Genomic DNA, 18,271 nt, shown 5'->3' on the forward strand with positions numbered 1-18,271 from the left:
AAAGGAAAAAATTTATTAAACAGTGCTGCTGCACTTTGCTCGCTTTTCCCGCCGCATCGGTATTCCTGAGTTCGTGCGCATCCGTTTATTACTACGCAGGCACAACCCGAGAAGGAAATAAAATTACAGTCCCAACATCGGAGTTTATTCACCTTAAAAAAGGTGAAGAACAGGTGCGCCAATTTGTGCTATTCAAAATAAACGAAGGCGGATTTCCTGTCTGCCTGTACAGACTGGATGAAGGTAGCTACCTCGCTGCTTTGCTTGAATGCACCCATCGGGGCTGCGAATTGAATGTAGGTGGTGGACTATACACCTGTCCGTGCCACGGAAGTGAGTTTTCAATTGAAGGTAAAGTACTGGAAGGCCCCGCTGAGGAGGATCTTAAACTTTTTAAAACAGAATCTGATAATGAATTTATCTATGTCTATTTGTCTTAAAAGCCTGGTTGCTCTGATACTAAGTTTTGGAGTGATTGAAACAGGCATTGCGCAGAACACCGACTCAATTAATACCGCGGATACCACAGATGTGGTAGGTATGGAATTGAACATGGATGCAGCATATACCCGTCCTTTCTTAGGGATGGAGCAAAGGCCCGTTGCAATCGGAGGCTACCTTGAGGCGAACACTATATATAGTGGTGAGGATGGAATAAATGAGGGCCTCTCGTTCCAGGCAAGAAGGCTTACCATGTTTATGTCGGCATCGGTTTCAAGGCGGATCAAATTTTTATCCGAATTGGAGTTTGAGGAAGGCGGCCGGGAAATCAATATTGAATTTGCAGCCATGGATGTGGCTTTTCACCCAGCTTTGAATGTAAGAGGCGGCATAATCATGAATCCCATTGGTGCGTTCAACCAAAATCATGACGGGCCTAAATGGGAATTTGTAGAACGACCGGACGTCGCTGTCAACCTGCTGCCCGCAACATGGTCGAATCCCGGCTTTGGCTTATATGGTAAAATCAATCAGGGGAAATGGGTGCTCGGTTACGAAGCGTATCTTTCAAACGGTTTTGACGGAAGCATTATTGATAATGAAGAAAACCGGACATTCCTTCCTGCTGCCAAAGAAAACATTGAACGTTTTGAGGAGAGTAACAACGGGAATCCATTGTTCACAGGAAAAGTGGCTGTCAAAAACCGAAATATCGGTGAAATTGGCGTATCGTATATGGGGGGATTGTATAACACATATGAGGAAGATGGCCTTCAATTAGATCAAAAAAGGAGACTGGATGTTTTTGCTGTAGATATCAACACGACCATTCATACTATCGGAACGTACATCGTAGGAGAAGGCTCCTGAATTTTTGTCGATGTCCCCAAAACCTTTACTCAGCAATTCGGAAATCAGCAGCGGGGATTTTTTGTGGATGTCGTCCAGCCGGTTCTTCAAAAAAATATACTCGGCTGGGAGAGTGCTACTTTAAACATTACACTTCGGGTTGATCATGTTGACTGGAACCTCGAAGAATTTAATGAAACCGGTGAAGATATAGGCGATAAATTATGGGCAATTACCCCGGCAATCAGTTTTCGTCCGTCTACACAAACCGTTTTCAGACTTAACTACAGAAAACAATGGCAAACCGATTTATTAAATAATCCGCCTGCACTTTCTGCATCCTGGTTGTTTGGATTTAGCACATATTTTTAAAGTTTAATTCCAAGATGAAGAAAATGCATATCTATCTCTACATTCAAAAAAGTTGAAAATCCAGTGAATTAGTCGGAGCTCAGATGATGATTGTTGCCAGAATAGGGGCGGTAATTAATACGGCTACAGCACTTTTGGGAATCAGTGCCGAAAATTAGACCAGTCATTGTTTCGACATTTCATACATCTTGTACCAATAGAAAAAAGCCTCCGGGTCCGATTTCTTCAGTTTATTCACACGGGTATTGAATGGTTGCTCAATGACCCAATCCTTCATGTTAATGGAAGGATCGAACCGTTCAAAGGAGTCGGCGTCGTGCTTCAATAATGTTGCCAAATAGGCCGCTTTGCTTGCGTGGTTGATAGCTTTATCTATGTAGTAACTTTCAGAGAAAATGTATCCTGTAATGCGGTTAATGCCATCCTGCAAAAGCCTAAAATCTGCATCTCCATCCATACCCCTTGTACAAATGGAAAGAGAGGTCTGGTAAATATCCTCCAGCACCGCATCCATATCTTTTTCGTCAAAGTTTCGATATGCCAATTCAGTAACCGTAAATTTTCGAAATGTCTCTTTTACCGAATTTAAAATTTCTACTACATCGAAAAGAGTTCCAATATCATAGAGCTGCTTAATGATTTCCATGCTCTGATTGTCGCTGCCCTTCAGATAAGGAATACCTGTCGTTTTTGGGGCAAATGCAGTGAGTTTATCACCCAGCAAATTTTCAACCGTGGGAACTTCAACCAGCAGCGGTTCTCCCTGTTGCGGTAGAAAATCAGATTGTATAGGCAGCTTCACCACGTTTGAATAGTGAACGTCTTCATAGAGGATGTCAAGCAAAATGAATTCCTCTTCCTCCTTAACGTCCCTTTTTGGGGTATAAAACAGCTTATAGTGAGCCTTTTCAATGTTCGACCGTTTGCTTCTATCATCCAACTCAAATCGGGTAAATACGTTTTTGTCCGCAATAACCTGAAGCGTCTGTTCAATATCTGTTTCTTTGTCAGAAAGAATGATGTCAATATCAATGGAGAGTCTTTTTTCAGAATTGAAATACAGCATTAATGCCGTTCCGCCTTTGAAGACAAACGGAAGTTTCTGTTTCACCAAGCCTTCCAATAACAGGAGAGCATGAATGACTTTTTCCGTCAATAATGGATCTGCTTTAAATCTCTTTGCTGTTTGCAGTATCCATTCACCTGTAAGTTCTTTTGTGTTTATCATGGATTGATTCTAACTCTTTATTGCCAACAAACCGAGTTCGTCCAGGTACTCCGAAAGTTCTTCTTTTCGTTTTCTTCGATCGGCATATCGCAGCATCATTTTTTCATTGATGGTGTACCGGGAAAACGCCTCTTCAAAAATCCTACTTCTTTCCGCGCCCTGGTACGTATCAAAAAGATCCGTATCACAAAACAGATCCACCAGGATCTTTTCTAACGTAGGCGTTATCACTTCTTCATCTTCCTGCAGCGGACTTTCCGAAATCAAGGGTTTAATGATTATAGCGTCATTTCTGTCTGACACATAATTCTGAATGGTCTCTTTATCAGGATTCAGAAATACACTGGTGGTTTGTTCCTTCAAAAAATGAAACACAGATTCAGCAACCTCTCTTTCCGTTTCCACAAGTGTTACAAAATTGAACGGCTGATGCAGCATAAATTTATTTAGCAGTGAGGTATTCCAAACACAATACTCAATGTAGGGGAATTCATTTCGTACCTGCGTATAGATTGTTTTGAGCTCCTGTGAAATAACCGGAGTAAATGACTTACCTTCCCCAAGTTTAAAAACCCCCCGGCCAATTCTTTTTAAGATACCTCTGTTCACCAAGCTGTATACACGCCAATTGATGGTCGACTTTTTTGGGCTTTCTTCAAAATTTCGGTAAAAATCCATCAGATCCCTAGTCTGGAAATGATCCATATTCCTGAAGTGATCTCTTAACTCATCGATATGTAGATTGTAATCTGCGAAAGTAGGCACCTTTAAATTCAAATTGTTGGCACAATTTACCATTTAGTGCCATTAATTTGAAATTGTGGCTGTAATATTGGAAAGGATGGCTTTGCTTGGTTTTTTAAGGGCTTTAGAATATTATCCATCATCTTCGAAAGGATTCTCAAATCCGCTCAATCATATGTTATTGGTCTTGTAAAGTTCACCAAAGTCGGTACATTGTATTTTTGTTGGTCAATCCCATGAAAAATTCTCAAAAATCTATACGACCTTTGCTGGATTATTTTGATAGCCTCATTCCGCTATCTGAGGAAGAAAAAGAGTTAGTTGGAGCCAAATTCAGCCCTCATCTCTACTTAAAAAGACAGTTTGTCCTTCAGCATGGAAATGTTTGTAAAACTTTCAATTTTGTTGTCAGGGGCTGTTTGCGGCTCTATAAGGTTAGTGATGACGGTACTTATCATGTACTTCAATTTGCCAATGAGAACAGTTGGATTTTAGACCTGACCAGCTTTCACAAAAAGAAACAGGCTCTTTTTAACATTGATGCCCTTGAGGATACGCATGTCATGCGCATCAGCTATGATGATTTGATCGACCTCTATATAAAAGCCCCAAAATTCGACCGGATTTTTCGGGTTCTCCTGGAAAATCATTTTATGCAACAGCAGGAGCGCATGGCTCAACTGGTGAGTTTTACAGCCGAAGAACGTTATGAAGCTTTTCTTGAAACCTATCCCGATCTGCAAAATCGCCTGCCCCAGGTGCAAATTGCGGCGTACATCGGCGTTACCCCCGAATTCCTGAGCCGGATTCGCAGCCGTATGACCGAAAAAGAGAGTTGAGATCTTAAACCAGATCAAGACTATTTCTTAATCTATGTCATTTTTCCCCACTGAAGGCTGATTTAATTTGGTGTAAACCATTTAATCAACCTTCAAACGGAAAAATCATGTCAAACAATACATCAAAAGTAGCAGTCATCGGTACCGGTAACATTGGGAAAAATTTAGCCGCCAATCTTGTGAAAGGGAATCGTCCGGTAATTATTGCAAGCCGAAAAACTGAAGATGCTGAAGCGTTAGCCAACAATCTGGGGTTCCTGGCGACAGCAACAACGGTTAAAAGTGCAATCAAAGAGGCAGATATCATTATTATGGCCGTTTGGTTTGATACCATTAAAGAGCTTTTTAAAACGTACTCATCTGAGCTTCAGGGTAAAATCATTATTGATCCATCCAACCCGATTGCTCCTGATGGTGATGGCGGTTTTAAAAAGATTATCGGTGAAAATGAATCTTCAGGTGAGATTCTTGCAGGGCTTCTGCCAAAAGGTGCAACATTTGCTAAAGCGTTTGGCACACTTGGAGCCGGATCACTCGAATCGGAAGCTCACCGAACATCTGAAAAAGCCGTTCTTTTTTATGCAACCGACGACACCGGTATTAACGGAAAGATTGAGGAGCTGATTCGTGACAGTGGATTTGATGCCTATCGAGTTGGCGGCATCGATCAGTCCATCCGAATCGAAGTATTTGGGGATTTGCACGAGTTTGGAGCGTTGGGCAAAGCGATTACTTCTAATGAAGTTGCAGGAAAGATTTAAAGAAATATTCACTTAAAAGTTATCAATCCAAAGAATAAAATCATGAAAAAAATAATTGTATTACTAATCAGCTTTCTCGGTTTAATTTTTGTAGATGTCAGTGCACAAGATAAAGTTGTACTGCTTGATATATCCCATGAAGAGAAATCAGCGTACCTGAATGTCAGTCCTGATATCTTTACGGATTACCGGGATGTAGTGGAAAATCAGCTTAGAGCGACGTTCGTTATGAATGAAGATCAGGCGATTGACAGGAACATGCTTGAAGAAACAGATGTACTGATTTTGCTCTCCTCATTGAATGGTGAGACGCCCAAAAAAGATCGTTCAGCCAATGAAGTCAGTGCCATTGTCAGTTTTGTTGAAAACGGAGGTCGGCTGATCATCTTTACCGATGAAAACAAGCGAATAGATATCCATTCATTCGGTGCCAATGAAATTGTCCGGCCTTTCGGATTGGAATTTGGCGATGAATTGCCATATTCGGGAAATGCAGGAGCCGTTAGTTTTATCGGAGAATTTATTGATGGACGGTATGAACTTCCCTATAGCGGGAGCCGCGAATTGATTGGCGGGATTCCTATCAGTGTAATGAATGCCGAAGGTGCACATCTGCATGGCGCGTATGTCGAGCTTGATAATGGCGGAAAATTGGTCGCTTTTGGTGAAACGATGGTGGGGCTGTTTATTGGCGGGGTTAGCTTTGAGAGGCCCGATGGGGATACCATTGTTTGGAAAGGCGAAGATAATAAGCAATTTATGAAAGAGCTGATTGCCTGGACACTCAAGGATTGATTTGAACCATCAAAGGATGTATTGTCAATTTAAAACGTAAAACAGTCCTACAATGAAAGCAGCCTGGTACGAACGACAAGGTCCTGCCGATGAGGTGTTGATAGTTGGTGAACAACCGGTGCCCGAACCTAAACCAGGCGAGGTGCGAATTAAGCTTCGTTATTCCGGGATTAATCCTGGCGATATCAAAAAACGCCAGGATGCTTTTGATTATGGCATGCCCTACCCTCTTGTGATTCCCCATAGTGACGGTGCAGGTATTATAGACCGCGTCGGAGAGAACGTTGCCGAACCGCGTGTTGGAGAGCGCGTCTGGTGTTACGGGGCACAAAGCTACCGACCGTTTGGCACAGCCGCGGAGTATGTCGTTGTTCCATCAGATCAGGCCATATCTTTACCTGAAAATGTTTCTTTTGAACAGGGAGCCTGCCTGGGAATTCCCGGAATTACTGCTCATCGTGCTGTTCATATCGCAGGCGATGTTCAGGGAAAAACAGTGCTTGTGCAAGGTGGCAGAGGAGCCGTCGGTCAATGTGCTGTTGCTCTTGCAAAATTTGCAGGCGCAAACGTAATTGCTACCGTACGTTCAGAATACGACAAAACGATTGCAAGAAAGGCTGGAGCCGATGAAGTAATCCGAACTGATCACCTATCTCAGGATAAAATTATCAAATCGGTAAGAAATGCAGCATCGGGAGATATTCATCATATCATTGAAGTCGCTTTTGATAGTAATATTGAAATCGACAAAGATTTGATTTCCACGGGTGGATCGATTGCCGCTTATGCAACAGCTAATCCCGAACCGTCCATCCCATTCTGGCCGCTGCTTTTCAAGAATGTACGCTTGTATTTCCTTGGAAGTGACGACTTTCCAAAAGAAGCAAAAGTAGCGGCAACAAAAGAGATAAACCAAGCTCTGGTAAGCGGATGGAAAGGGTTAGAAATCGGTAATTTGTATGAATTGAACACCATTTCGGAAGCTCACAAGGCTATTGAAAATGGATTTAATAAAGGCCAAGTTATTCTCAAGGTGTAGGCATTTCAAATCTTGACAAAATGAGTATACTCTGTGTTAAAGATTGTTTGAATTTTGTAAGTGTTTGCTTGATTCTCATAATTGATTGATGAACCTCCTGTTTAACTTTATTTCGAAACCAATTGAAATGAAGTTTTAAAATGGTGAAAGGTAATCTGCAAACAACCCTGTTGATCATTCTGATATTGTGTTTGACAAAGCCGGGATTTTCACAAGATCATTCTAACGAAAAGCTGGACGTATCGGGCAGTGTAAGCGTAATGAACGATGGCATTTCTACAGTTCCTTCACTGGCGTTGGGAAAGCCGGCAATGATATACAATTTGTCGGTAGGGAAACGATTTCGGTTCGAACCGGAATTACGATTTTCGATGGAAGGCAAACCCTGGTCGTTCCTGTTTTGGTTTCGGTATGATGTTGTAAAGAATAACAAATTTTCGTTCAGAATCGGTGCGCATCCGGCCTATTCCTTTCGAACGGTACCAGCCCTGATTAATGATTCTGAACAATCACAGGAAGTTATTGAAGCCCGCCGATTTTTGGCAGGCGATTTGAATACAAGTTACGCTCTCAATGAGCGACTTAACATTGGAGTGTATTATTTAGGAGCTCACGGGTTTGAATCATCCGTACCGGATTATACACACTTTCTGAGTTTCTACAGCAGTATTCCGAATGTCTCTCTTTTTAGCGATCTGTACCTGAATCTCCGGCCGCAGTTGTATTATTTAAGAATTGATGAGATCGACGGGTTTTATGCCGCAACAAATATTGCGCTGGGCGTGATAAAATTTCCGGTTACCGTTTCAACCACCATCAACAAAGTGATTGATACGGAAATTGAAAACACAGACCCACTCTGGAATATCAGTTTAAATTACTCGTTTCGTTTTTAGTATTATGAAATGGAATGCATTTACAAAACTTACAATCTGGCACCACTTAATTGAATGTGATATGGAAAAATATGAACATACAGAAAGCTTTTACACTCAAAAATTTGGGTCAGTTTCTAAAAAAACTCAATTGGAGAACGAGCATTTTGACCTGTTTTCATTAGACGCCTTTACGGGCGATAATCCTGCCCCCATACCATACGATCAGAGAGACTATTACAAAATCATGCTGTTCAAAGGGAAAGCCAAAGTGTTATATGCTGATAAAGTGATTGAGGCAAAAAAACAGGTTCTAAGTTTTTCGAATCCGCTTATTCCTTGTAAATGGATTGATAAAAAGGATGTACAGGGTGGCGTGTTTTGTATTTTTGATAAAGAGTTTTTTCATCAATTTGCAGATTTCAGTGATTATTCAGTTTTTCAGCCAGGCGGAAATCACGTATTTGAGTTGTCAGATGAGCAGTTAGAAAAATCTATTGCACTTTTTGAACGGTTGTTTGAAGAGTTTGAGTCTGATTATAAACACAAATATGATGTGCTGCGAACCACTGTATTTGAGTTGATGCATCTTGCGATGAAGATAGAACCATCATCAAGCACTCAAAGCAAGGAGGTCAATGCATCTCAGCGAATCTCTTCGATGTTTTTGGAGCTCTTAGAGCGTCAATTCCCGATTAACGATTCTCATAAAAGCATCAATCTTCGTACAGCTTCCGATTTTGCCAAACAACTGAACGTTCATGTAAATCATTTAAACCGGGCGCTAAAAAAGACCACAAATAAAACCACGTCCGAACTTATCGCTGAGCGTTTGCTTCAAGAATCAAAGATTCTGCTGAAACACAGTCAGCAGGACATCTCAGAAATCGGGTACTCTTTAGGTTTCAGCGAAGCCACTCATTTCAGCAACTTCTTCAAAAAACATACGGAGATAAGCCCGTCTCAATTCAGGAATGTTTGAATTTCGTAAGTGATGGTTTGCTAATCGTAATTCATTGAGGGGTCGCAACATTATATTTGTTTTAGATGTTGAACATTGAATCTAAAACGGATTGATTATGATAGCGACCATGGAAACCCGCAAACTTGGAGAGAGCGGTTTAGAAGTTTCAAAAGTCGGACTCGGCTGCATGGGAATGAGTTACGGATACGGTCCGGCATCAGACAAACGGGAGATGATCAACCTGATCCGTACGGCTTTTGATCGGGGAGTCACATTCTTTGATACGGCCGAGGCATACGGTCCACACAAAAATGAAAAATTAGTCGGAGAAGCACTCTCGCCGATTCGTGACCAGGTAGTGATCGCTACAAAATTTGGCATCTATCATAACAATGGAAAACAGGTTTTAAACAGCAAGCCCGAGCAGATCCGTAAGTCTGCTGAAGGATCATTGAAAAGGCTCGGTGTAGAAAGGATCGATCTTTACTACCAGCATCGTGTTGATCCGGATGTACCTATCGAAGATGTGGCCGGAACCGTGAAAGATTTGATCAAAGAAGGAAAAGTGAATCACTTCGGTATGTCGGAAGCGGGCGTCCAAACCATTCGAAAAGCTCATGCCGTTCAACCGGTCACAGCCGTTCAAAGTGAATACTCCATGTGGTGGAGAAAACCGGAAGAAGAGCTGCTGCCAACTCTTGAAGAACTCGGAATTGGATTTGTACCGTTTAGTCCGCTCGGCAAGGGGTTTCTGACCGGTGAGATTGACGAACGTACAGAATTCAGTAAGAACGATTTTCGCAACATCGTCCCAAGGTTTAACAAGGAAAACCGAAAAGCAAACCAAGACCTTGTGAAGCTGTTGGGTGAAATTGCAAAACAGAAGAATGCCTCAAAAGCTCAAATCGCCATCGCTTGGGTGCTTGCTCAAAAACCGTGGATTGTCCCCATTCCGGGAACCACCAAGCTGCAACACCTCGAAAGTGACATTGAAGCAGCAGAAATTAATCTGAGTTCGAGTGATCTCAATCAAATCGAAACAGCCTTGTCAAAAATCGAGATTCAGGGTGCGCGATACCCGAAAGAGCTGGAAGAAAGAACGGGGAATTAATCGGCTCTTGAAGATCAAAAAATCAATATCAAAAAGCTCCTGAGGCTTATGAATAGATTTATCTTTTTTTGGATTCTGATTCTTTTACTTATGGTAAACCCTGTCAACGCACAGGTTGAGTCCGATTCAGAGGATGTACTAATCGTCTATCTGTCCCGTACCGGGAATACGGAGGCGGTAGCCGAAATTATCCGGGATGAAGTGGGCGGTGATATGGTTGAACTTGAATTGGAAACGCCTTATCCGGAGGATTATGATGCAATTGTGGCTCAAGTTGCCAGGGAAAATGAGACGGGATATTTACCTCCATTAAAAACTAAAATTGAGAATATTGGAAATTATAATACCGTTTTTGTTGGTTTTCCTACCTGGGGAATGCGACTGCCACCGCCGATGAAAAGTTTTTTGCATGAGTACGATCTGAGCGGAAAAACAGTGATCCCATTCAATACAAATGGAGGTTATGGTTTAGGAAGCAGTATTCGTCAAATTGAAGAACTTTGTCCGGATTCAAACATACTGGAAAGTTTTTCAGTCAGTGGTGGATTGGAGCGAGATGGAATCTACCTGGATATCAAAGGAGCTCGACGAGAAGAAGTTCGAGCAGAAGCAGTAGAATGGTTGGAGAATATTCAGATGCAATAGTTTATACAACAAGAAATAATTAACCATAGATCACACAACTCATAAATCACCAACACTATGAAATTGAATCAACGAATAACAGTACTCATTGGACTCTTTATAATATTCATTGGCTCGCCTGTCTTCGCACAAAATGCGGATATGGTGGAGGAAATTACAGCTCTTTCCCAACAGAAATGGCAGTGGATGGCCGACAAGAATGTAGATGAGCTCTCAAACTTATTTAATGAGGATGCACGTTTTGTCCACATGAGCGGATCCTGGGGAACAGACCGGGAACTCGAAATCATTGAAAGCGGAAGCATTTGGTACAAAAATGCAGATGTGCACCAGGTTGTGGTAGAAACGTTTGGCGACACCGTCATCCTTTGGAACCGCATAACCCTGGAGGCTGAGGTTCGGGGCAATGTCGTATCCAATGAGTTTACGGTTACGGAAGTCTATCAAAACCAGGCCGGTGATTGGAGCCTGTTGGACCTGACGTTTAGCAGCGTGCGGGATACTCATAGCATTGAAGAGTAGTGAGAGAATTTTGCAAAACTACCCCGTCAGACCGTTGTCTTTTCGGTCAGATGGGTTCATCGATACCTAATCTAACCATCTGACGGCAAAACCAGCCGTCTGATGGATTCAGCAGAGCCATCCACTAATAGAAATACAGATAATTATGATGAATAAAATGAAACACACAGTGGCAGATTTTAAAGAACTCAAAATACTTCGCTCGCTTATAGTATTAATAACGGCCCTTGGACTTTATGCTAATACGGCATCAGCCCAGGAATCGGAAACCTATTCGGTTGGAGATCCTCTGGGTCTCACTTCTAACGGTGAATTTCAACCGATTTCATCCAACGTAAGCGTATATGGCGCGATTCAATCTGCGGAAAGCTGTATCTATGATGCGGAACGAGAACTGATCGTCGTACCCAGTATGGGTGACCGGCAGAATGTTCAGGTAAACGATGCCTGGGTTTCGCTGATTAATTTCGACGGTTCGGTTCATACCACGAAGTGGATTGGCGTTCAGAACTCCAATCAGCGCAGCGATTTAAATCCGCCATTGGTTCTGAATGATCCCCTTGGAAGCGAAATTGCAGATGGCGTTCTCTATTTTGCTGATCGCGATGGCGGTACAAGCCGGGATGATCCATCAACAGCCGTCATTCGCCGGTTTGATCTGGAAACAGGCGAGCCGCTGGAAGATATTCGAATCGAAGAATCTCCCTGGATTAATGACATCACTGTAGCAGAAGACGGAACGATCTACACCACACAAACCGGTGATATTGGACCCGATGGTGATCCGCAATCCTGGAAAGTATGGGAAATTTCTCCGGAGGGTAGTATTTCTGAATTTGCTGTTGGTGATCCCATTAATGTCCCCAACGGCATTGCGATAGACACCGATGGTAATATTGTGGTAGTCAACTTTGGGAATCCCGATGTCCTCACTTTTTCACCTGATGGTGAGCTGCTGAAAACGGAACAAGCCGTTCAGGCGGGAGGCGATGGAATCGAAATCATGCCGGATGGCACGAAGTATATCAGCAGTGTACGACAGGGCGGAATTTCCAGAATCCGTCCGGGTGAGTCTGCCGAACTGATTGCAGAGAACATCCCAAGTGCGGCTTCTATTTGCTACGATTCAGACAACAACCAGCTTGTGGTTCCGATGACATCACAGAGTACGCTCGGGTTTATACCTTTAGATTAACGAAATAGCATATGCAATTTAAAAGCAGAAAGTTTGGAACCTGAATCTCCCCTTCTTAAAAATGAGGGGACTTTATCTCAGCTTTTCCACACTTAATTCTTGACTCAAATGATCATACAAAACCAACATTTCTTTCAGCGATACGATACTAAAACGACATAAATATTATGAATATCAATAAAAACATTTCAAACCCGATCAGAAGAAGATTTTCTGGCTTCACAAAGATCAATCATCTTTTTGCAGCTGTATCATTATTTGCGGTACTGCTCATTGCCGGCTGTGGCGGTCCTTCGGGCGACAGTAATCAAAATCTTGCAAGTGCAGAAATTGTATGCGATGAAGATAATGGGGGCATCACTCTGCCGGACGGATTTTGTGCAAGCGTTGTCGTTGATAGCCTCGGCCCTGCACGCCATATTGCCATAGGAGAGAATGGTGACATTTATGTAAAAACACGAAGTGAAGAGGGCGGAATTGCTGCCCTTCGTGATACAACAGGTGATTTCAAGGCTGATATTATTGAGCGATTCAGTGATATGACTCCCGTGAGAGGCGGAATTTTGTGGGAAACCGGAATGGCTATCCACGATGGGCATATCTGGGCTTCCAATACGGAGTCCGTCTATCGGTGGCCCATGCCTGAAGACGGATCGCTTGTTCCTGAAGGTGAGCCGGAGATCGTTGTTACCGGTTTCCCGGAACAGCAGTCTCACGATTCCAAATCGATTGCTTTTGATAATAATGGATATCTCTATGTAAATGTGGGTGCTCCATCCAATGCTTGTCAGCAAGAACCACGTACTCCCGGTTCTATGGGAGAAGATCCATGCCCGCAGCTGGAACGGCAAGCGGGTATTTGGCGCTTTCATGCTGACTCTTTGGGCCAGACACAGCAGGACGATGGCACACACTTCGCCACAGGTATTAGAAATGTCGTGGGCCTTGATTGGAATCATGAGGACAACGCCCTATACGTAATGCAGCACGGGCGGGATCAGCTCAATACACTTTGGCCGGATCTTTATACCGAAGAGGATAATGCCGAACTCCCTGCTGAAGAGATGTTCAGACTGACTGAAGGCGCAAATGCAGGATGGCCATATTGCTACTACGACTGGCGGCAGGAAGAAAAAGTTCTTAGTCCCGAATATGGTGGCGACGGACAGGAAGTCGGACGATGTTCAGAGTTTCTCGATCCGGTAGTAGCCTTTCCTGGTCACTGGGCGCCAAATGGGCTTCTGTTTTACACCGGTCAACACTTTCCAAGACACTATCAGGGCGGTGCTTTCATTGCCTTTCATGGTTCCTGGAACCGAGCTCCGTTGCCTCAAAGAGGATATAGGGTATCCTTTGTTCCTTTTGAAAATGGTTCTCCGGCGGGTGATTACGAGACCTTTGCTGATGGATTTGCCGGTGTAGATCCAATCCCCAACCCCGGTGCGGCAGAACACCGTCCGATGGGCCTCGCAATCGCACCGGACGGCGCCCTCTATATTTCTGACTCCGTAAAAGGACGAATCTGGCGGGTAGTTCACACAGGAGAAAGTAAATAAAAGGTTGACATATAGATTATGAAAAATGTAGTACTCAATAACGGCATTGAAATGCCGATTCTTGGATTTGGCGTGTACCAGATACAGGATCACGATGAATGCAAGCGATGCGTGCTGGATGCGATCGACGTGGGATATCGCGCCATCGATACGGCTGCATCCTATCAGAACGAAGAGGCTGTTGGAGATGCAATTCAGGAAAGCGGGATTGAGCGAGAAGATCTCTTTGTAACCTCTAAACTTTGGATTGAGGACGTTGGTTTCGAAGCTACTCAAAAAGCAGTTGAAACATCCCTGAACAAACTGCAAACAGACTATCTGGATCTCTACCTGATCCATCAACCGTTTGGGGATGTGCACGGTTCGTGGCGAGCGATGGAAGAATTGTATAAAGATGGAAAGTTAAAGGCGATTGGTGTCAGCAATTTTCACCCCGACCGCGTGATGGACCTGATCGTTTTCAATGATGTTGTTCCGGCCGTCAATCAGATTGAAACTCATCCTTTTTATCAGCGGCACGACGACCAACAGTTTTTGAAAGAGAACGGTATTCAGCATGAATCGTGGGCGCCTTTTGCTGAGGGTAAGAATAACACGTTCAGCAATGAGCTGTTAGTCTCCATCGGTGAGAAGTATGGCAAGTCTTCTGCGCAAGTCGTACTGAGATGGCTCATTCAAAGAAAAGTCGTGGTGATTCCGAAAACGGTTAAAAAAAATCGAATGAAAGAGAATTTCAATGTCTTCGATTTTGAACTTTCTGATGAGGATATGGAATCGATCCGATCGCTGGATACCGGGGAAAGCCAGTTCTTCAGCCACCGCGATCCGGAAATCATCAAGTGGTTTGCCAGCCGGTTAGAAGAACATGAATAGAATGAAGACAAAATTTTTAAAAATTTAAGAGAAGAGAGCAAAAACAATGAAGGAATACAAAAGGAGAATGTTATGAAAAAGAAAAATAAAATGAGCCGCCGTGATTTTATGCTGAGAACTGCACTGACCGGTTCTGGTTTGGCAGCGTTACCTTTGATGGGATTTGCATCAAAGAAAGAATCTGAAAAGAAAAATTCGGGCAGTTTATCAAGTCAAAAAGCATCCATAAACGACAAACGAAAACTCGCTTCGCTGGAGGTCTCCAGCATTGGGGTGGGCGTTCAGAATATGGCACGAAAATATACAACCACAACGCCCTACCGGCCGGAGATGATTAACGTACTCCGGACCGCTTTCGACCAGGGAGTTACCTTCTTCGATACCGCGGAAGCCTACGGACCTCATGAGTGTGAACGAATTCTCGGTGAGGCCACGGAATCTTTTCGGGATGATATAGTAATTGCCAGCAAGTTTGGCTGGAACATCGACCAGGAGACCGGAGAGCGGCGTCCCGGCCTCAACAGCCGCCCGGAGCATATTAAAGTTGTTGTTGAGGGAATGCTCAGACGTCTGCGAACGGACCGTATTGATCTCCTCTACCAGCACCGGGTCGATCCCGAAGTCCCAATTGAAGATGTGGCCGGGGCCGTGAAGGATCTGATGGATGAAGGCAAAGTTCTGCATTGGGGTTTGTCAGAGATGGGGCTCAACACACTTCGCCGTGCTCATGCCGAGGTTCCTGTTACTGCTGTTCAGAATGAATATTCTATGCTGTGGCGCGGGCCTGAAGAGAATGTGATTCCTACTTGTGAAGAACTTGGAATTGGTTTCGTGCCGTGGAGTCCGCTTGGAGTCCAGTTTTTAACCGGCTGGATTGGTGAAAATACCCGCTTTGCCCAGGGTGATATTCGTGGTGTGGAGCCTCGATTTTCACCGGAAAATCTTCCGCACAATCTTGCACTTGTTGACCTGATTGAAAAGTGGGCTGAACGGAAAGAGGCCGCTCCTGCCCAGATCGCGCTGGCATGGTTGTTGGCACAAAAGCCCTGGATCGTTCCAATTCCCGGGAGCACTAACAAGGACCATGTGATCCAGAATATCGGTGCAGCTTCGATTCAATTTTCATCAGATGAACTCTCTGAACTGAATTCATCTCTCTCAAAAATCGAGATTAGGGGACAGCGGCTTCCGGACGGAGTGCTACGATTCTCGGGCGTTGAGGCACCACCGAAAAACTGAAGGCTTACACAGACAGATCCATAGAAATCAAAAAATCAATAATCAAACCCATGAAACAAGTTATATACACCCTTTTATTATTTGTCGGGCTATCAACACAGGCGGTGGCACAGCAAAATGAAAACGTTACGAGTGCAGAACAGGAGATCATTAATCTATCCGAAGAGAAGTGGCAGTGGATGGCCGACAAAAATGTGGAGGCCCTGGCGGATCTCTTTCATGAAAAGGCGGAGTTTGTTCACATGGGTGGATCTTGGGGAACAGAAAGAGAGCTTGCTATTATCGAAAGCGGTGGGATTTGGTATAAAGAGGCAGATATCCACGAGGTATCCGTGAATATTATTGACAATACGGCCATTCTCTTGAACAGAATTACCCTGATAGCTGAGGTTGGCGGCAACGAAGTCACCAATCCATTCGAGGTCACCGAGGTGTATGTGAAACAGGACGATGACTGGAAATTAGGAGTTTTGTCATTCACAAGGCTCTCTCGTGGCAATGATTAGTGTTTTACACATGATTTATTAGATAACAGAATCAGGTTTTAAAATTAAAATTCAATCAAAATGAAAAAAATAATCGTTGGCTTATTCATCATTATGAGTTGCTATTTGATGGCTCATCAAACATCCGTGGTTGCACAGGAAGCTGATTCCAATGCCTCACCAACAGTTCAAACTGAAAGCGGTATTGTTCGCGGTGTGACGGAAGGAGACGTTTCAAGCTTCAAGGGGATTCCCTTTGCGGCTCCACCTGTTGGCGAATATCGCTGGCGTCCACCTCAACCTGTAGATTCCTGGGAAGGTGTGCGTGATGCAACCGAGTATGGTGCTAATTGTGCTCAGTCCGGATGGGGAGCTGCTCCCGGAACCATTGCGGAAGGCTCATCGGAAGATTGTCTCTTCCTGAATATCTGGAAACCTGCCGGAATTGAAGAGGGAGCGGATCTTCCCGTGATGGTATGGATCCACGGAGGTGCTTTTGTTGGCGGAAGCGGTGCGGGTGGCGCAACCACAGGAGAGGAATTCGCCAAACAGGACGTCATTTTGATGACTATCAACTATCGTCTTGGACGCCTCGGACATTTTGCATTCCCTGCATTGAGTGAGGAGCATCCCGAGGAGCCAAAAGGCAGCTACGCTTATATGGACCAGATTGCCGCCCTCGAATGGATACAGGAAAATATTGAAGCATTCGGTGGCGATCCGGATAATGTGACCATTTTTGGTTTTTCTGCCGGTGGCGTGTCGGTTCATTCGCTTTTGACCATACCGGATGCAAGAGGCCTTTTTCATAAAGTGATTAGTGAATCAGGCGGCGGTCGTGACGGTGTACTTACCGGCAGGCCGATCAACGAAGATAATGCCGATCCCCTCTACACAGTTTCTGCTGAAACTATCGGGATCAACTTTGCACGAAAAAAGGGGATTAATGGAACCGGTGAAGAAGCACTGGCAGAACTTCGTGCACTGAGTGTGGAAGAGATTGTGGATGGAGGCCAGGAAACCGATGGAGAGAATGGTCCGCGTACCTATTCAGGCCCGATTTTGGATGGGGAGCTGGTAGTGGAAACAGCTGAAAGTGCTTATGAAGCAGGCAGACAGGCAGACGTTCCGCTTATCATCGGGAATACAAGTGCCGAAGTAGGCGGTGGTTTTGTAAACAACAGCAGTTCAAAAGAAGAACTCTTTTCACTTTTTGGAGAACTGGAAGATCAGGCGAGAGCTGCTTACGATCCTGACGGCGACAAAGAATTCGCTGAGGTTATCACAAAGTTTAATACCGACTGGGTTTGGGGTGAGCCGGCCCGGATGACAGCAAGAACATTTGTTGCCGCAGACAACCCGGCTTATATGTATCTGTTCTCCTATGTTCCGGAAGCAATGCAGGAGCGAATGCGGTTTGGTGCCGGACACGGATCAGAAGTTGCCTATGTGTTTAACAACCTGGATGCCCGTTGGGGTGATATTGAGCCAACGACTGAAGAACAAGAGTTAGCGCAAGTGATGAACACCTATTGGGCAAACTTCGCCAAGACAGGTGATCCCAATGGCGAAGGGGTACCTGAATGGCCCGTTTACAATTCCCAAACTGAAGAGATACTCGACATTGAGTCCGGTGGCGAAACAGTCGGCAAGCCCGATCCCAGAGAAGAAAGGCTGGATGTGATTCAAAAGGCCATTGAGACATTAAGAGACCGTTTACACTCGCGCGGTATTTAAC

The 18,271-nt window shown here is 44.1% G+C and carries 20 protein-coding genes; 18 read left to right on the top strand and 2 right to left on the bottom strand.

What is annotated here, in order from left to right:
• The first annotated feature begins 35 nt into the window (after positions 1-35).
• From L0B18_RS19110 to L0B18_RS19120, 3 genes are all read left to right on the top strand, one after another.
• The gene (locus tag L0B18_RS19110; RefSeq protein ID WP_234573546.1) at positions 36-440 is read left to right on the top strand and encodes a ubiquinol-cytochrome c reductase iron-sulfur subunit; all 405 of its coding nucleotides are present in this window, start codon (positions 36-38) and stop codon (positions 438-440) included.
• Positions 412-1,311, top strand: coding sequence for a hypothetical protein (locus L0B18_RS19115; RefSeq protein ID WP_234573547.1), 900 nt, complete (start codon positions 412-414; stop codon positions 1,309-1,311). The genes L0B18_RS19110 and L0B18_RS19115 overlap by 29 nt, the downstream gene beginning before the upstream one ends.
• A 63-nt stretch (positions 1,312-1,374) precedes the next feature.
• Positions 1,375-1,662, top strand: a complete 288-nt coding sequence (locus L0B18_RS19120; protein ID WP_234573548.1) for a hypothetical protein — start codon at positions 1,375-1,377, stop codon at positions 1,660-1,662.
• Positions 1,663-1,825: 163 nt separating this feature from the next.
• Here L0B18_RS19120 and L0B18_RS19125 read toward each other — a convergent pair whose 3' ends face one another.
• Entirely contained in the window at positions 1,826-2,890 is a 1,065-nt protein-coding gene (locus L0B18_RS19125; RefSeq protein WP_234573549.1) for a nucleotidyl transferase AbiEii/AbiGii toxin family protein, read from the bottom strand.
• A 9-nt stretch (positions 2,891-2,899) separates the two neighbouring features.
• Positions 2,900-3,655 (bottom strand): DUF6577 family protein, encoded by a 756-nt coding sequence (locus tag L0B18_RS19130; RefSeq protein ID WP_234573550.1) that lies wholly within the window; start codon positions 3,653-3,655, stop codon positions 2,900-2,902.
• Between the two features lie 215 nt (positions 3,656-3,870).
• Between L0B18_RS19130 and L0B18_RS19135 the strand changes: the two genes are divergently transcribed.
• The 15 genes from L0B18_RS19135 (at position 3,871) to L0B18_RS19205 (ending at position 18,270) form a co-directional block, all read left to right on the top strand.
• Complete coding sequence (locus L0B18_RS19135) at positions 3,871-4,473, top strand: Crp/Fnr family transcriptional regulator (protein WP_234573551.1); 603 nt, start codon at positions 3,871-3,873, stop codon at positions 4,471-4,473.
• Between the two features lie 104 nt (positions 4,474-4,577).
• Positions 4,578-5,234, top strand: a complete 657-nt coding sequence (locus L0B18_RS19140) for an NADPH-dependent F420 reductase (RefSeq protein WP_441347330.1) — start codon at positions 4,578-4,580, stop codon at positions 5,232-5,234.
• A gap of 42 nt (positions 5,235-5,276) precedes the next feature.
• The gene (locus L0B18_RS19145; protein WP_234573553.1) at positions 5,277-6,029 is read left to right on the top strand and encodes a hypothetical protein; all 753 of its coding nucleotides are present in this window, start codon (positions 5,277-5,279) and stop codon (positions 6,027-6,029) included.
• Between the two features lie 52 nt (positions 6,030-6,081).
• On the top strand, positions 6,082-7,068 hold the full coding sequence (locus L0B18_RS19150; RefSeq protein WP_234573554.1) for an NADPH:quinone reductase: 987 nt from the start codon (positions 6,082-6,084) through the stop codon (positions 7,066-7,068).
• Between the two features lie 140 nt (positions 7,069-7,208).
• Complete coding sequence (locus L0B18_RS19155) at positions 7,209-7,964, top strand: hypothetical protein (RefSeq protein WP_234573555.1); 756 nt, start codon at positions 7,209-7,211, stop codon at positions 7,962-7,964.
• A gap of 61 nt (positions 7,965-8,025) precedes the next feature.
• The gene (locus L0B18_RS19160; RefSeq protein ID WP_234573556.1) at positions 8,026-8,925 is read left to right on the top strand and encodes a helix-turn-helix domain-containing protein; all 900 of its coding nucleotides are present in this window, start codon (positions 8,026-8,028) and stop codon (positions 8,923-8,925) included.
• 109 nt (positions 8,926-9,034) lie between these two features.
• On the top strand, positions 9,035-10,018 hold the full coding sequence (locus L0B18_RS19165) for an aldo/keto reductase (RefSeq protein ID WP_234573557.1): 984 nt from the start codon (positions 9,035-9,037) through the stop codon (positions 10,016-10,018).
• Positions 10,019-10,066: 48 nt separating this feature from the next.
• The gene (locus L0B18_RS19170) at positions 10,067-10,663 is read left to right on the top strand and encodes a flavodoxin (RefSeq protein WP_234573558.1); all 597 of its coding nucleotides are present in this window, start codon (positions 10,067-10,069) and stop codon (positions 10,661-10,663) included.
• A 57-nt stretch (positions 10,664-10,720) separates the two neighbouring features.
• The gene (locus L0B18_RS19175) at positions 10,721-11,185 is read left to right on the top strand and encodes a nuclear transport factor 2 family protein (protein ID WP_234573559.1); all 465 of its coding nucleotides are present in this window, start codon (positions 10,721-10,723) and stop codon (positions 11,183-11,185) included.
• Positions 11,186-11,330: 145 nt separating this feature from the next.
• Positions 11,331-12,380, top strand: a complete 1,050-nt coding sequence (locus tag L0B18_RS19180; RefSeq protein ID WP_234573560.1) for an SMP-30/gluconolactonase/LRE family protein — start codon at positions 11,331-11,333, stop codon at positions 12,378-12,380.
• A 167-nt stretch (positions 12,381-12,547) separates the two neighbouring features.
• The gene (locus tag L0B18_RS19185; protein ID WP_234573561.1) at positions 12,548-13,936 is read left to right on the top strand and encodes a PQQ-dependent sugar dehydrogenase; all 1,389 of its coding nucleotides are present in this window, start codon (positions 12,548-12,550) and stop codon (positions 13,934-13,936) included.
• Positions 13,937-13,954: 18 nt separating this feature from the next.
• Positions 13,955-14,809, top strand: a complete 855-nt coding sequence (locus tag L0B18_RS19190; RefSeq protein WP_234573562.1) for an aldo/keto reductase — start codon at positions 13,955-13,957, stop codon at positions 14,807-14,809.
• A 72-nt stretch (positions 14,810-14,881) separates the two neighbouring features.
• Complete coding sequence (locus L0B18_RS19195) at positions 14,882-16,048, top strand: aldo/keto reductase (protein WP_234573563.1); 1,167 nt, start codon at positions 14,882-14,884, stop codon at positions 16,046-16,048.
• Positions 16,049-16,098: 50 nt separating this feature from the next.
• Entirely contained in the window at positions 16,099-16,554 is a 456-nt protein-coding gene (locus L0B18_RS19200) for a nuclear transport factor 2 family protein (protein WP_234573564.1), read from the top strand.
• A gap of 60 nt (positions 16,555-16,614) precedes the next feature.
• Positions 16,615-18,270: a carboxylesterase/lipase family protein gene (locus L0B18_RS19205; RefSeq protein WP_234573565.1), complete on the top strand. Its 1,656-nt coding sequence runs from the start codon at positions 16,615-16,617 to the stop codon at positions 18,268-18,270.
• Position 18,271 lies beyond the last annotated feature (1 nt).

The organism is Rhodohalobacter sp. 614A, assembly GCF_021462415.1.
Lineage (GTDB): Bacteria > Bacteroidota > Rhodothermia > Balneolales > Balneolaceae > Rhodohalobacter.

Bases quoted from the DNA above. Each gene is read 5' to 3' on its own strand.
- L0B18_RS19145 (WP_234573553.1), top strand. From the start codon at position 5,277: ATGAAAAAAATAATTGTATTACTAATCAGCTTTCTCGGTTTAATTTTT.
- L0B18_RS19160 (WP_234573556.1), top strand. From the start codon at position 8,026: ATGGAAAAATATGAACATACAGAAAGCTTTTACACTCAAAAATTTGGG.
- L0B18_RS19150 (WP_234573554.1), top strand. From the start codon at position 6,082: ATGAAAGCAGCCTGGTACGAACGACAAGGTCCTGCCGATGAGGTGTTG.
- L0B18_RS19135 (WP_234573551.1), top strand. From the start codon at position 3,871: ATGAAAAATTCTCAAAAATCTATACGACCTTTGCTGGATTATTTTGAT.
- L0B18_RS19195 (WP_234573563.1), top strand. From the start codon at position 14,882: ATGAAAAAGAAAAATAAAATGAGCCGCCGTGATTTTATGCTGAGAACT.
- L0B18_RS19180 (WP_234573560.1), top strand. From the start codon at position 11,331: ATGATGAATAAAATGAAACACACAGTGGCAGATTTTAAAGAACTCAAA.
- L0B18_RS19165 (WP_234573557.1), top strand. From the start codon at position 9,035: ATGGAAACCCGCAAACTTGGAGAGAGCGGTTTAGAAGTTTCAAAAGTC.
- L0B18_RS19205 (WP_234573565.1), top strand. From the start codon at position 16,615: ATGAAAAAAATAATCGTTGGCTTATTCATCATTATGAGTTGCTATTTG.
- L0B18_RS19190 (WP_234573562.1), top strand. From the start codon at position 13,955: ATGAAAAATGTAGTACTCAATAACGGCATTGAAATGCCGATTCTTGGA.
- L0B18_RS19125 (WP_234573549.1), bottom strand. From the start codon at position 2,890: ATGATAAACACAAAAGAACTTACAGGTGAATGGATACTGCAAACAGCA.
- L0B18_RS19200 (WP_234573564.1), top strand. From the start codon at position 16,099: ATGAAACAAGTTATATACACCCTTTTATTATTTGTCGGGCTATCAACA.
- L0B18_RS19185 (WP_234573561.1), top strand. From the start codon at position 12,548: ATGAATATCAATAAAAACATTTCAAACCCGATCAGAAGAAGATTTTCT.
- L0B18_RS19170 (WP_234573558.1), top strand. From the start codon at position 10,067: ATGAATAGATTTATCTTTTTTTGGATTCTGATTCTTTTACTTATGGTA.
- L0B18_RS19155 (WP_234573555.1), top strand. From the start codon at position 7,209: ATGGTGAAAGGTAATCTGCAAACAACCCTGTTGATCATTCTGATATTG.
- L0B18_RS19115 (WP_234573547.1), top strand. From the start codon at position 412: ATGAATTTATCTATGTCTATTTGTCTTAAAAGCCTGGTTGCTCTGATA.
- L0B18_RS19175 (WP_234573559.1), top strand. From the start codon at position 10,721: ATGAAATTGAATCAACGAATAACAGTACTCATTGGACTCTTTATAATA.